A 14,525-nucleotide genomic window follows, 5' to 3' on the forward strand; every position below is an offset into this window, starting at 1 on the left:
ATCACTAAAACTATTGATAAAATGGAATTAGATAAACATTTGACCGACAACCAACAACCACACTATATGAAAGACAAAAAAAGAGTAATGGGACGAGGCTTGGGTGCTATATTAAGCGCTGAATCTAAAGCTTCGGTAAATTCTGCAACAGATGAAGGTGCTGATACTTTTGTAGGGAATATTGTAGAAGTTGCATTGGAGGATATTATTCCAAATGCCACACAGCCACGAACTTATTTTGACGAAAAATCTCTCAACGAGCTTGCTAAATCGATAGAAAATCTAGGAATTATACAACCCATTACACTAAGGAAAGATGGTGATAAGTTTGAAATAATCTCCGGTGAAAGACGTTTTAGAGCAAGTAAAATTGCGGGTCTTGCTACAATTCCAGCTTACATTAGATTGGTAAACGACCAAGAATTGCTAGAAATGGCTTTGGTAGAAAATATCCAAAGAGAAGATCTAGACGCGATAGAAGTTGCACTTACCTACCAAAGGTTATTGGATGAAATAGGGATGACCCAAGAAAATCTTAGTCAAAGAGTAGGTAAAGACAGAAGTACCATTACCAATTCTATAAGATTACTAAGACTTAGTCCGGATGTGCAAAATGCAATCCGTAGTGGAGAAATTACTGCAGGACATGGTAGAGCAATCATAAGTTTGGAAAATGAAGAACTGCAGAAAGTTTTATTTGATTTAATTATTAAAGAAAAACTGAATGTTCGCCAAACAGAGCAAGCATCACTTTCTCTGAAGGCACCAAAAGCTCCTACCGAGAAAAAAGCTAAAGCAGAACTTTCTAATCATTACAAGCGATACCAAAAAACAATTTCTGATATTTTGGAAACAAAAGTAGAGATCAAAACTACAGGCAACGGAAAGAAAGGAAAAATTGTTTTGGATTTTAAAAATGAAGACGAACTAGAGTATATCTTGTCTCACATCAAATAAATGAAAAAAATACTTTTTACCTTTTTCGTCACCTTATTTGTAACTTCCTATTCTCAGGTAGTTACAACCGATAGTTTGTTGTCGAAAACTCAAGTTTTGGATAGCTTATCGCTTAAAAATAAGCCATTGACTACTGTTGAGGAAACGATAGAAAAAGTAAATGCTCCCATCAAGCTAAAACCAACAAAGCTGAATCCTACAAAAGCGGGTTTATACTCAGCAGTATTACCAGGATTAGGACAAGTTTACAATAAGAAATACTGGAAAGTACCCATTGTATGGGGAGCAGTAGGTACGGGAGTGGGAATTGCCATCTGGAATCAAAATCAATATAAAAAAAATAGAGAATATTATATCGCAAAACTCAACGGAATACCGAATGAATTTGTGGATTCAAAACCTTATTTAGATAAAGTAGCTTTAGGAAATGCACAAGATAGGAGTAAAAGGCAAAGAGATTATGCCATTGCCATTACAGGTCTTATCTACATTCTGAATATTGTAGATGCAGTGGTAGATGCCCATCTTTATGAAGGACGAAAAGATCCTGATTTAACATTTAACCCAGCAGTGATTTATGAAGAAATGGGGAACCAACCTCCAAAAACAGGCCTAAGCCTTAGTTATAGATTTTAAATTTAAACAAATAAAATAATTGCCTTTGTTGGTAATTACAATTCAAATAGAAAAAAGATGAGATTAGCATTAGTGGGATACGGGAAAATGGGGAAGATAATAGACGAAATAGCATCCAAAAGAGGTCATGATGTTGTTGCCCGACTAAAAGAAACCCCAACTGCTGAAAACTTGAATAACCCAGACGTAGTGATAGAGTTTTCTTTGCCAGAAGTGGCTTATGAAAACATAAAAGCGTGTTTGGAAAATAAAATCCCAGTGATCTGTGGAACTACAGGATGGTTGGATAAAAAATCTGAAATAGAAAATTTGGCAATATCTAACGATACTGCATTTTTATATGGTTCTAACTTTAGTTTGGGCGTTAATTTATTTTTTGCTTTAAACGAAAAATTAGCCACTCTAATGAAGGATGTAAATGAATATTCTTGCCAATTGGAAGAGATTCATCATATTCATAAGCTAGATGCGCCTAGTGGTACAGCAATTTCTTTGGCTGAAGGTATTATAAATAATAATCCTACATTTAGTACTTGGAAATTAGATGAAACTCAAGGTGCAGAATTAGGAATAACTGCAATTAGAGAAAACGAGGTTCCAGGAACTCACAGTGTCTATTACAGAAGCGAGGTAGACGAGATAGAGATAAAACACACTGCTTACAACAGAAATGGTTTTGCCCTAGGCGCCGTGGTTGCTGCAGAATGGATAAAAGATAAAAAAGGCAATTTTACGATGAAAGATGTTTTGGGACTATAGTTCTTGTAACAAATCTCCAAAATAATAAACTAATTGTAAAGTTGCTAAGAAAAAACGAATAGATTAGGCACAAAATAAATTATGAATTATTTTTTAACGTATACAGTTTATGTTCTCATCATCTCTGTGTTGATGGGACTTTCTACTTGGAAGCTGTTCAAAAAACTAGGGTATAATCCGCTTTTTGCGTTTGTCCCATTTTACAATTATTTTATTATTCTAAAGGAGACAAAACACCCGAAATGGTGGGCACTTTTATCTTACTTACCGATAGTTGGACCTATTATGATGTCTGTCTTTCACATTTATTTAATGAAAAAATTCGGGAAAGGTTTGGTTCAGCATCAATTACTAACGGTTTTCTTGCCATTTATCTACATGGCAACTGTCAATTATTCTAAAGATGCAGAGGTAGAAGATGAAAACGATTTGTATCTTACTGACGAAGAAAAAATAGAGAAAAAGAAAGATACCTTCATGGGATCTATCACTTTTGCAGTAGTTTTTGCAACCATTATTCACGTGTTCTTTACCCAACCTTTTGGGATCCCGACAGGATCTATGGAAAGAACATTGTTGGTAGGAGATTTCTTATTCGTAAATAAATGGAGCTACGGTTACAGAATGCCAATGCGTCCTGTAGCAATCCCTTTCTTACAAGGTACAACTTTGGATACTGGTGAGAAAGGAAATCCTAAAGACGATATGAAATCTTATGTGGATGCTGTTAAACTTCCATATCAAAGGATTTTCCAATTCAGTAAACCTCAAAGAAATGATATTGTAGTTTTCAATTATCCTAGAGATTCTGTGCATACATCTTTGGATAGAGCAGATCCTTATGTGAAAAGATTGGTTGCTGTTGCAGGTGATACTTTCGAAATGAGAAACGGAAGATTATTTGTCAATGGAAAACCAGAAACTGTATTGGGAGATCAGGAAGTTCAGCACAGATATTTGGTGACTACAGGAAGCCAATTGGACATTCCTTCTTTGTATAATGTATATGGATTCTTGCCTGTGCAAGAAAAGGAACTCGATGGAGGGAAATATTTATATGCATTCCAAGGGCTTACAGATAAAGTAGCAGCAGATATTAAAAAATTACCTCAAGTAATTGAAGCAAAAGAAGACATCATCGAAGCTGGAGTATCTGACATTGCTTATTTTCCTAAAAAAGACAATCAGGGTAGAATTTTGGGTGATGAACTAGGTAATGTACTATTCTCCAGTAAGATTGATACTACAAATACGATTTTCCCCATCAATAAAAAATGGAATCAAGATCAATATGGACCACTAAAAATTCCTAAGAAAGGTGATGTAGTAACCATTAATGCTGAAACTTTACCAGAGTACCAGTGGATCATTAAGAATTATGAGTATAATACTTTAGAAAATAAAAATGGTAAAATCTTCATCAATGGGCAAGAAACCAATCAGTATACTATTCAGCAAGATTATTATATGATGGTTGGAGATAACAGAGATGCTTCTCTCGATGCAAGATTCTTTGGTTTTGTACCTGAAGAAAATATCGTTGGAAAACCAATGTTCACTTGGATGAGTATTCAAGGAGCGTTTGCAGATTCTGGATCTTCTTACCAAGCACCTTGGAAAGTACGTTGGGAAAGAATGTTTAAAGCAACTAACACTGGTGAAGCCAACAAAACTTCTTACTGGTGGATAGCAGCTATTATTTTGGGGCTTTTCTTTGGATGGGAATCTATCATGAAGCTAGTAAACAAAAAGAAAAAAGAAGACGAATAATTATTAATTAATCAACATAAAACTAAATGAAGTATTTGAAAAAGTACTTCATTTTTAATATAAAGTATATGAAAAACGTACTATTACCCGCATTTTACTTACCACCTATTTCATGGTTTTCTATTTTTTTGGACTCTGAAAACGAAATTTTATTCGAGCAATTTGAAAGTTTCCCAAAGCAAACCTATCGTAATAGAACCAATATTTATGGAGCGAATGGAAAATTATCGCTGATCATCCCAATTATTCACAACGGAAATAGAGAATTTAAAAGTACAGAGATCTCGTATCGAGAAGATTGGATGGATATCCATTGGAAGTCTATCAAAAATATGTACCAAAGTTCTCCTTATTTTGAATATTATGAAGATAAGTTGAAAGGGTTGTATGATACTAAGGAAAAATATCTTTTAGATTTTAATTTAAAAAGTATAGATATCGTTCAAAAAATCCTTAAAACAGAAAAGGCATACTCTTTGAATGACGAATACATCAAGTTTCCAAAAGAAATAAACTATAGAGAGAATTTTTCTCCAAAAAAACCTTCAGAATTTGAAATGGAACAATATTATCAAATCTTTGAAGATAAATTTGGATTTTTGAAAGATTTGTCGATTCTTGATCTTATTTGTAACAAAGGACCAGAATCTACTACCTATATTAAAAATATTAAATAATTCTAATCTTATGAAAAAAGTATTATTAGCAGCTGTTTTTTTAGCAGGCTTTAATTTTGCTTCCGCTCAAGAAGCAGCAACACCGAAAATAGACCCGAAGAATGATCAAGATTTAAAGACGTGGTACCACAACGATTATACTACTTCTAAAGTGTACGGAGTGAATACGGCAAATGCTTATAAATATTTAGAATCTAAAGGATTAAAGCCAAAAACTATAGTTGTAGGTGTTTTGGATAGTGGTGTACAAGTAGATCATCCAGGCTTGGTGAAAAACATGTGGAAAAATCCTAATGAAATCCCAAATAATGGTAAAGATGATGATAATAATGGTTATATCGATGATGTACATGGATGGAACTTCATTGGTGGCAAAAATGCAGATATCAGTGTAGATAATATGGAAGTAACTAGAGTTGTTGCTAAGTATAAACCTATTTTCGAGGGAGAAAATTCTACAACTAATAAAGCAAATCAGGCAAAAATGCCGGAAGAATTTGCTATGTACATGAAATCTAAAGAACTTTATAATAAAAAGAGTGGTGATGCTTCTCAAAATTTGAAATTGTATACAATGATTTCTGAACTTATTCCTAATATGGTAATGTTGCTTAATGGGAAACCAGTATCACCAAAAACATTGTCTGAAATAAAGGAGCCAACAGATCAAAAATCAGCCATGGCATTACAAATATTACGTCAGATATCCAATAATCCAGATTATCAAGGTAAGACCGCAGCAGAATTTGAAACAGCAGTTAAAAAAGATATGAAAGAGGCGATAGATCATTATGGTCCAGCCGCTCAGCAGTACGATTTGAAGTTTGATCCTAGAAAAGATATTGTAGGCGATAACTATGACGACTATGCTGAGAAAATATATGGTAATAACCATTATGAGGGTCCAGATGCTGAGCATGGAACTCACGTTTCGGGTATAATCGCAGGATTGCCACAAGGTAAAGAAGTACAGTATGGTGTTGCTTCAAAAGTGGCAAAAATAATGGCAGTAAGAACGGTGCCTAATGGTGACGAGAGAGATAAAGATGTTGCTAATGCTATAAGGTATGCTGTAGACAATGGGGCAAAAGTACTGAATATGAGTTTCGGTAAGCCTGTTTCTCCCGGTAAAAATGTGGTTTGGGATGCTTTCAAATACGCACAAGATAAAGGGGTACTTTTGGTAAAAGCTGCAGGAAACGAAAATGAAGATGTGGCCGAGCATTTGGCTTATCCTACCAACTTCAAAAACGTTACTGATGAAACTCCATTTGTAAACAATGTTATGGTAGTAGGAGCAAGCACGAATCGTAGTAATGATCTAAGAGCAAGTTTCTCAAACTATAATGGTAAAATGGTAAATGTTTTCGCACCAGGAGAAAAAATCTATTCTACAGTTCCTAAAAATGACTATAGCTACCAACAAGGTACGTCTATGGCATCGCCGGTAGTTGCAGGTGCAGCTGCGGTATTATTAGCTTATATGCCAAGTTTGAAGCCAAATGAGATTATAGAATCTTTTGTGAAAACAAGTAATACGAATGATAATAATAGTTTCAATACACAGTCTCAAGCTGGAGGTGTGATAGATGTAGCAAAAGCTGCGGAATATGCTTACAACAATTTCTATAAAGAAAGTAAGATAACTGTGAAAAAAGCAGTGAAAGCGAAAAAAAAATCAACTCCTAAAAATGATGTAAAATAGTTTGAAAACCAACTGTTTATGGTATGTTATCAAAATTAAAGTCCGCAAGTGCGGGCTTTTTTTGTTTTAAAACTTTTAATTTTGGCACGGTTTTGTGTATAATACAATAAAAATAATATTTTATGAAAAAGCTACTACTTGCTGGAATCTTAGGAACTTCAATTTTCGCTGTATCTTGTTCTGCAGTGGACAAAGCAAAGACTGCTCAAACTCAAAAATCTGAATTTTTAAAATTGAAAGGTGATTGGGAAATTGTAAGCATAGATTATGATAAGCAATATAAAATAAAACCTTTTGACGAGGGTGCAGATGCACAGTGCTTTGTAGGGAGTCATTGGAGAATGATTCCTAATAACTTTACCGGAGCATATACCATTACCGGAGGAGGAAATTGCCCATCAGTTACTCAACCTATAAAATTTGAAGTAAAAGATGGAAACACTTTCTTATTTAAAAAAGTAATGGATGGTACAAAAGCAAAACAAAATACAGTAGGATATACGCTTAGTGTAATTAATCAAAGTACAGATCAATTTTCGTTAGAGCAAAATGTTCCATTCGATGGAACTACGATCAGAGTTGTATACAACTTTGAAAGATCAGGTATGAAATAAAAAATTATCAAATATTAGCATAAAAATAGAAATTATGAAATTCAACAAAACATATATAGCAGCACTTTTCTTATCTTCAGCTTTGTTATTGACAAGTTGTGAGGCAGTTCAAAATTCTAATCACCAGCAAAGAGGTACTGCAGTAGGAGTCGCATCGGGAGCTGTATTAGGAGGAATTCTTGGTAATAATGTAGGTAAAGGTAAAAATTCTGCATTAGGAGCTGTATTAGGAGGTGTGATCGGAGGTGTTGCAGGAAATGTTATCGGTAATAAAATGGATAAGCAAGCTAAGGAGATCAAAGAAACTTTACCAGGAGCCGAGGTAGAAAGAGTAGGGGATGGTATCAAAATTACAATGAACGAGAGTATTGTTACATTTGCATTTGATTCTTCTGATCTTACAAGTTTGGCTAAAACTAATCTTGATAAATTGGTAGAAGTGTTGGTGAATAACCCAGATACGAACATCAACATCTATGGTCATACGGATAGCAAAGGTTCAGATGATTACAATCAATCTTTATCCGAAAGAAGAGCAAATTCTGTAAGATCATATTTAATTTCTAAAGGAATTACTTCTAGCAGAATGTTTGCTAAGGGTGAAGGAGAATCTATGCCAGTAGCTACTAATGATACTGACGAAGGTAGAGCTAAGAATAGAAGAGTAGAGTTTGCAATTACCGCAAACGAAAAAATGATCAACGACGCTCAACAAGGACAATAGTTATTTTCAATTCATATAAAGATATAATATAGACCGCTTCGGCGGTTTTTTTTATTTTGCAAAACACATTTTTTTTTACTGAAAAAAGTTCATATTTTTACGCTCGAAACATCATAAATGAAGAAATATTTTAAACTCCTAAGGGTTGAGCAATGGGTAAAAAACCTCTTTGTTTTCGTTCCTCTATTTTTCTCAGGGTTATTTACTGATACCAACCTTCTTTCCAAAAGTATATTTGCTTTTGTTATATTTTCCCTTATAGCAAGTGTAGTGTATATCTTGAACGATTATAATGATATTGAAGCCGATAGAAAACACCCAGAAAAACGTAAACGTCCACTGGCTAGTGGAGCCATTTCAAAGCCCAATGCGCTTATTATACTGTCTGCTTTATTAGCAATTGATATTGCTTTAATATTTGTCGCTCAATATATTTTTAATCAAGATCTTTGGAAATTTGCAGCGATTATTGGCTTTTATTTCTTGATGAATATAGCGTACACCTTTAAGCTAAAGCACGTTCCCATTATTGATATTTTCATTATTGCTACAGGATTTGTACTTCGTGTACAAGCTGGTGGATACATCACAGGTATCTATATTTCGCAGTGGGCAACCTTGCTTACCTTTGTTTTGGCTTTAGTATTAGCAATAGGAAAAAGACGTGGAGAGCTTATAAATGCTCAAGTTTCTGGTAAAACTAGAAAAGCTTTAGATGGATATAATGTACAATTTGCTGATATCGCACTATCCATCTCTGTAACATTGGCTATTGTTTGTTATATTATGTTTACCTTGTCACCAGAAATACAAGCAAAACTGCACAAAGGAGTTTTCTTTACAGTGGTTTTCGTAGTTTTTGCATTTTTAAGATATCTACAGCAAACATTAGTTTACAACAGAACAGAATCACCTACAAAAATTGTCTATAGAGATCGATATATACAAGTAATCCTTGTGCTTTGGGTTGCTGCATTCCTAATTTTAATCTACTTTAAAAAATGAAACCAAATTTTATCCAAAAGGTTACGAATTGGGGAAATTACCCTATCGTAGAAAAAGAAATGCGATCTGAAGATACTTTAAAAAGTATTAAAGATTTCGTAATCAATCATAATGAGGTTATTGCTAGAGGTAACGGACGTTGCTATGGAGATGCATCTTTGGGCGACAGTATATTTTCTACCAAAAAATTAGACAAATTTATAAGTTTTGATCGCCTTAATGGCATAATAGAGTGCGAATCTGGTATGTTGTTATCTGAGGTTTTGGAGGTATCTGTACCACAAGGATATTTTCTTTATGTAACGCCAGGAACCAAATATGTTTCTGTAGGAGGCGCTATCGCATCTGATGTACATGGTAAAAACCACCATGCGGAAGGATGTTTTTCGGAATATATTTTAGAATTTAAATTAATGGTTGAGAACGGAGATGTAATCTTGTGTTCTCGAAATGATAATTCTGATAAATTTTGGGCTACCATTGGTGGAATGGGACTTACAGGAATTATCCTTTCAGCTAAATTTAAACTTAAAAATATAGAAACATCTTATATTAGACAAGAAAGTATAAAAGCGGATAGTTTGGATGAGATTTTTCAACTATTCGATGAAAGCGAGAGTTGGACTTATACAGTAGCTTGGATAGATTGTCTACAAAAAGGAAAAGATATTGGGAGAAGCATTTTAATGCGTGGCGAGCACGCTTTTAGACATGAATTGTTTGGTGAAAAAGCTAAAGATCCGCTTACATTAAAGAAGAAATTTCAGCCCACAGTTCCTTTTTATTTTCCGAATTTTGCATTGAATAATCTTACAGTAAAGATTTTTAATTATTTATATTATAAAAAGCAGTCTAAAAAGGAGGTAAATTCTTTAATAGATTACGAAACGTTTTTCTACCCATTGGATGCCATCAGCGATTGGAATAAAATCTACGGAAAATCTGGTTTTATTCAATACCAAATGGTCATCCCAAAAGAAAAAGGTAAGGAAGGAATGCGCAAAATTTTGGACACTATTGCCAATAGCGGTAATGGATCTTTCTTGGCGGTTCTTAAACTTTTTGGTAAAAATAATCCAGAAGCTTACAACTCTTTCCCGACTGAAGGATATACCTTGGCTCTGGATTTTAAAGTCAATAAAAAATTAAAAAAATTAGTAGACCAATTAGATCAAATAGTGGAAGAATTCGGAGGTAGAATTTACCTTACCAAAGATAGTATGAGTAAATCTTCGCTTACCAATTATTTGAAAAATGTGAATAGCTCGAAATTTGTGTCTTTACAGCACAAAAGAATCAAAAATAATAAGTAGAAAATGATAGTTTTAGGAAGTACTTCTGAAGTAGCTCAAGCTTTTGTAGAAAAAGCATTACAAGAAGGTGAAAAATTTGAGAAAATATATCTTTTTACTTCAAATAAAGAGACTACAAAGAGGTTTGCACAGCATATTGATGTGAAATATTTGCAACAATCTGAAATTATAGAGCTAGATCTTACGAACGAAATTAATTATTTTGATTTTGATCAAATCAAATCTCCACTTTTATTTTGTGCTACAGGTTATCTTGGCGATGGCACAGAAGAAGGTTTGTATGATAATAAAAATACCGAAAGAATCATCGATATCAATTTTGCCAAATTGGTACCTGTGATCAATTATTTCGCGCATAAATTTGAAAATAGAAGATCAGGAACTATCATTGCACTTTCTTCTGTTGCAGGCGATAGAGGAAGACAAAGTAATTTTATCTATGGAAGTTCTAAAGCCGCTTTTACAGCGTATCTTAGTGGGCTTAGAAATTATTTGTTTCCTAAGAAAGTTCACGTCATGACCGTTAAACCAGGTTTTATGGCGACAAGAATGACTGAAGGTTTACCTCTAAATCCGAAACTTACGGCAACGCCAAAACAAGCTGCAGCTTGCATCTATAAAGCTTATACAAAGAAGAAAAATGTGGTCTATGTACTTCCTATTTGGGGAATTATTATGATGATCATTAGAAATATACCGGAATTTATCTTTAAAAAATTGAAATTGTGAATAGAATGAAAAAGTTGTATTGTTTTGATTTTGATGGCACACTTACCTACAAAGACACCATGTTTTTGTATTTGAAATTCTATAATCCATCTAAATTTAGAATTCAGTTCGCCAGGCATATTCCTTTGTTTATTTTGCTTAAACTGAAATTAGCAGACGCAGAAAAAGTAAAAAAAAGTTTCATTGGATCAATCTTGAAAGGACAATTACAATCTAAAATCGAAACCAAATCTCAATTATTTTTTGAAGAATATTATCCGAAAGTGGTTCGTGAGAATGCATTAGATTTCATCAAAAATATGGATCGCGAAAATACCCAAAGTTTCATAGTAACTGCCTCTTTGGATATTTGGACAAAACCCTTTGCAGATGCGCTTAAGATGGAACTTATTGCCACGGAAGCCGAATTTGATAATGGAATTTTTACTGGTAATTTCGTGGGTAAAAACTGTAACGGAGAAGAAAAATTACTGCGCATAAAAAAAGAAATTAAAAATTATAAATTTGATAAAACGATAGCTTTTGGAGATACTTCAGGTGATAGAGTAATGTTGAATTGGGCGAATGAGGGACATTATCAATTTTTTCACTAATTTTGAATCATCTTAAATTATTATTATGAATAAACTATTAGTTTTATGTTTTGCCATTATTTTGAGTTGTACAAATTCTGTATCTCAAAAGACTACAAATGGGCAACAAAAAGGAGAAATTTTGGTTTCAGAATCGCAAGGTGGAACGGGAAAAGTAGAATTTAAGATCATTAATAATGTGCAGGAATATGCTAAAATTTTTGAAAAAAATGATTCTGAACTAAAGGCTGAAGGCGAAGAAGCTGTGGAAAAATATCCAGCGTTTCCTATAGATAAAAAAGTAATTTTATACAATTTGGGAAATTTCAATTCTGGTGATCATAGAATTAGTGAGATAAAAAATATTTACGTAAAAGAAAATACTTTGTTTATTGAAGTTCCTGAATATCAATCTGGTGGAATGGAAATTCAAATGACATCAAACCCTTGGAGCATTATTGCTGTACCCTCAAATTTAAAATTTAACACTGTAGAATTACAATATTCAAAATAAAAATGGATAAAATATATTTAGATAACGCTGCTACAACGCCACTTTCTGCAGAAGTTATAGATGCAATGGTAGATACCATGAAAATTACTTTTGGGAATCCTTCTTCTACACATAGTTTTGGACAGGATGCAAAAATTATCATAGAAAATGTAAGAAGGCAGATTGCAGATTATCTACATGTAACACCAGCAGAGATTATCTTTACTTCTTGTGGTACAGAATCTAATAATATGATCATAAAATCTTCTGTAGAACATCTTGGATTAGAACGCATTATCAGCTCGCCCTTAGAACACAAATGTGTTTCTGAGAGTATTCTAGAGATGAAGAATAGAAAAGGTGTGGAGGTAAACTATATTCGCCCGAATGAAAAAGGAGATATTGAATTGTCTAAATTGGAAGAATTATTGAAATCTTCTGATAAAAAAACATTGGTAAGTTTGATGCATGCCAATAACGAAATTGGTAATCTAGTAGATCTAAAAAAAATGGCAGAACTATGCAAGCAGTATAATGCTCTTTTCCATTCGGATACAGTGCAAACAATGTCTCATATGCCATTAGATTTTTCAGAGATTACTCTGGATTTCGCATCATGCAGTGCTCACAAATTTCACGGTCCAAAAGGAGTCGGTTTTGCCTTCATAAGAAAATCTTCTGGGTTGAAAGGAATTATCACCGGAGGCCCGCAAGAAAGAAGTTTGAGAGCGGGTACCGAAAACGTGAGTGGTATTGCAGGTCTTGGAAAAGCATTGGAGCTTGCTATAACTCATATGGATGAATATACTTCCTATATGCAAGATATCAAGCAATATACTATTGATCAAGTTTCGGCAGCAATTCCTGGGGTAAAATTCAATGGTAGAAGTGCGGAGATAGAAAATAGTTTGTACACTGTTGTAAGTATTTTGTTGCCATTCAAAAACCCATTAATTGGTTTGCAGCTAGATATGAAAGGTATTGCCATCTCTCAAGGGAGCGCATGTTCTTCAGGAGCATCCAAGCCCTCTATGGTAATGATGATGCTATTATCTGAGGAAGAAATGGAAAATTGTACGCCTCTGAGAGTGTCTTTCAGTCACCTAACAACCAAGGCGGAGATTGATGCTTTCGTGAAAGCTTTGATAGAGATTTCCCATAGTGCAATGATAGAAAATAGTAATGTAGAACATAGATAGGCATATTACATAAATTTTGTAATTTTGCTTTAGAATATAATTGTAATAATTTAAAAATAATAATATGGCATTAGAAATAACAGATAGCTCTTTTCAAGAAATGGTTTTGAATTCGGATAAACCAGTTTTAGTAGATTTTTGGGCAGTATGGTGTGGCCCTTGTAGAACATTAGGACCAATCATCGAAGATGTAGCGACAGATTTTGAAGGGAAAGCTGTTGTAGGAAAAGTAGATGTAGATAATAATCAAGAAGTTTCTATGAAATATGGTATTAGAAACATCCCTACAGTTCTTATTTTTAAGAATGGTGAAGTAGTAGATAAATTAGTAGGAGTTTCTCCTAAAGAAGTAATCGCTGAGAAATTAAGCGCGCACTTATAAAATAATCACCCTGATAATGAGTGCTTTCTGTAACAGAGAGCACTTTTTTTATAGAAATACTTGCTATTAAGAAATAAAAGTGTAATTTTGCACCACAATAAACGAAGAGCTTTCTGAGTTATTGTAAAAGATCCGGTAGTTCAGCTGGTTAGAATGCCGCCCTGTCACGGCGGAGGTCGCGGGTTCGAGTCCCGTCCGGATCGCAAAAACTTCACTTTTTTATAAGGTGGAGTTTTTCTGTTTTATAGCATACAGCTTTATGAAACTACTTCTTACCAATGTTTTCCCCCATTGTACTTCAAAAAAAAATGAGTTTGAGCTCGTTTGAGTTTTGGATGGAAATTTAATTCAAATAAAAACAATAAAAAAAATTAGATTAATGAATAAAATGCCGATTAATAAAAAGGAAAAATTAGTGTATACCTTTTTGATGGTCACTTTTATGGCGATTATAATGACTACTTATTATGTGGTAATTGCAGAGGGCTTCTCTGTAGAAAGTTTAAAAAATGCTTGGCTCGCTTTTCCACTAATGTTCTGTGTCGCTTTCCTTTGCGAGTGGTTTATCGTGGCCAATATTGCGATGGGGATTTCTTATAAAGTACTAAAAGAGAATGATCCCTTGATGAAAAAAATCCTTATCACTGCATTTCTATTTGTTTCTGGGATGGTGATCTTGATGTCTTTCTTCGGTACAGCCATTTTTAATGGGTTTACGAGTGATTTCTTTATGTTGTGGATTCAAGCGATACCAAAGAATTTTGCATTGGCATTTCCTTTACAAGTAGTGTTGGCAGGACCTTTCATTGGTTTTGTGTTTAGAAAGCTATTTCCAGTGGGAACAATTGTTCATTCTGTCGATTAAAATATAAATCTCAATATACAAAGACTTCTTCGGAGCTCTTTTTTTTTGGTTTAAATTTTAAAATTTCGTTTAAAATAAAAACCTCAGCTTCCAAATTGAAAGCTGAGATTTTTAGTATTGATTAA

General features: G+C 33.7%; 16 protein-coding genes and 1 tRNA gene. All 17 read left to right on the forward strand.

All coding sequences use genetic code 11. From position 1 onward, the window contains the following. Positions 1 to 66: 66 nt before the first annotated feature. The 17 genes from ACKI42_RS01645 to ACKI42_RS01725 all read left to right on the forward strand — a co-directional run bounded on the left by ACKI42_RS01645 (position 67) and on the right by ACKI42_RS01725 (position 14,400). Positions 67 to 957: a ParB/RepB/Spo0J family partition protein gene (locus ACKI42_RS01645; protein WP_407401870.1), complete on the forward strand. Its 891-nt coding sequence runs from the start codon at positions 67 to 69 to the stop codon at positions 955 to 957. Then, the gene (locus ACKI42_RS01650; RefSeq protein ID WP_407401778.1) at positions 958 to 1,593 is read left to right on the forward strand and encodes a DUF5683 domain-containing protein; all 636 of its coding nucleotides are present in this window, start codon (positions 958 to 960) and stop codon (positions 1,591 to 1,593) included. A 57-nt stretch (positions 1,594 to 1,650) separates the two neighbouring features. After that, a complete protein-coding gene (gene dapB, locus ACKI42_RS01655) occupies positions 1,651 to 2,352 on the forward strand; it encodes a 4-hydroxy-tetrahydrodipicolinate reductase (RefSeq protein WP_407401780.1) in 702 nt (233 codons plus the stop codon). 81 nt (positions 2,353 to 2,433) lie between these two features. After that, positions 2,434 to 4,122, forward strand: a complete 1,689-nt coding sequence (gene lepB, locus ACKI42_RS01660; protein WP_407401782.1) for a signal peptidase I — start codon at positions 2,434 to 2,436, stop codon at positions 4,120 to 4,122. 68 nt (positions 4,123 to 4,190) lie between these two features. Further along, positions 4,191 to 4,799, forward strand: a complete 609-nt coding sequence (locus tag ACKI42_RS01665; RefSeq protein WP_407401784.1) for a WbqC family protein — start codon at positions 4,191 to 4,193, stop codon at positions 4,797 to 4,799. Positions 4,800 to 4,809: 10 nt separating this feature from the next. Next, the gene (locus ACKI42_RS01670; RefSeq protein WP_407401786.1) at positions 4,810 to 6,504 is read left to right on the forward strand and encodes a S8 family serine peptidase; all 1,695 of its coding nucleotides are present in this window, start codon (positions 4,810 to 4,812) and stop codon (positions 6,502 to 6,504) included. A gap of 122 nt (positions 6,505 to 6,626) precedes the next feature. Beyond that, positions 6,627 to 7,118, forward strand: coding sequence for a lipocalin family protein (locus tag ACKI42_RS01675; protein WP_407401788.1), 492 nt, complete (start codon positions 6,627 to 6,629; stop codon positions 7,116 to 7,118). 34 nt (positions 7,119 to 7,152) lie between these two features. Then, positions 7,153 to 7,842 carry an OmpA family protein gene (locus ACKI42_RS01680; RefSeq protein WP_407401790.1) on the forward strand — a complete coding sequence of 230 codons (690 nt, stop codon included), beginning with the start codon at positions 7,153 to 7,155 and terminating at the stop codon, positions 7,840 to 7,842. 117 nt (positions 7,843 to 7,959) lie between these two features. Next, positions 7,960 to 8,847 (forward strand): decaprenyl-phosphate phosphoribosyltransferase, encoded by an 888-nt coding sequence (locus ACKI42_RS01685; RefSeq protein WP_407401792.1) that lies wholly within the window; start codon positions 7,960 to 7,962, stop codon positions 8,845 to 8,847. Beyond that, complete coding sequence (locus ACKI42_RS01690; RefSeq protein WP_407401794.1) at positions 8,844 to 10,160, forward strand: FAD-binding protein; 1,317 nt, start codon at positions 8,844 to 8,846, stop codon at positions 10,158 to 10,160. Before ACKI42_RS01685 ends, ACKI42_RS01690 begins: the two co-directional genes overlap by 4 nt. Positions 10,161 to 10,163: 3 nt before the next feature. Then, on the forward strand, positions 10,164 to 10,889 hold the full coding sequence (locus ACKI42_RS01695) for an SDR family NAD(P)-dependent oxidoreductase (protein ID WP_407401796.1): 726 nt from the start codon (positions 10,164 to 10,166) through the stop codon (positions 10,887 to 10,889). Between the two features lie 5 nt (positions 10,890 to 10,894). Next, the gene (locus tag ACKI42_RS01700; protein WP_407401798.1) at positions 10,895 to 11,482 is read left to right on the forward strand and encodes an HAD family hydrolase; all 588 of its coding nucleotides are present in this window, start codon (positions 10,895 to 10,897) and stop codon (positions 11,480 to 11,482) included. A 25-nt stretch (positions 11,483 to 11,507) separates the two neighbouring features. Further along, positions 11,508 to 11,975: a hypothetical protein gene (locus ACKI42_RS01705; RefSeq protein WP_407401800.1), complete on the forward strand. Its 468-nt coding sequence runs from the start codon at positions 11,508 to 11,510 to the stop codon at positions 11,973 to 11,975. Positions 11,976 to 11,977: 2 nt separating this feature from the next. After that, positions 11,978 to 13,153, forward strand: a complete 1,176-nt coding sequence (locus tag ACKI42_RS01710; RefSeq protein ID WP_407401802.1) for a cysteine desulfurase family protein — start codon at positions 11,978 to 11,980, stop codon at positions 13,151 to 13,153. Between the two features lie 64 nt (positions 13,154 to 13,217). Continuing rightward, complete coding sequence (trxA, locus tag ACKI42_RS01715) at positions 13,218 to 13,535, forward strand: thioredoxin (RefSeq protein WP_407401804.1); 318 nt, start codon at positions 13,218 to 13,220, stop codon at positions 13,533 to 13,535. 129 nt (positions 13,536 to 13,664) lie between these two features. Next, positions 13,665 to 13,738: transfer RNA gene (locus ACKI42_RS01720), tRNA-Asp, on the forward strand. Between the two features lie 185 nt (positions 13,739 to 13,923). Continuing rightward, positions 13,924 to 14,400: a DUF2798 domain-containing protein gene (locus ACKI42_RS01725; protein ID WP_407401806.1), complete on the forward strand. Its 477-nt coding sequence runs from the start codon at positions 13,924 to 13,926 to the stop codon at positions 14,398 to 14,400. The last annotated feature ends 125 nt before the right edge of the window (positions 14,401 to 14,525 follow it).

Source organism: Chryseobacterium sp. (assembly GCF_045629545.1).
GTDB lineage: Bacteria > Bacteroidota > Bacteroidia > Flavobacteriales > Weeksellaceae > Chryseobacterium.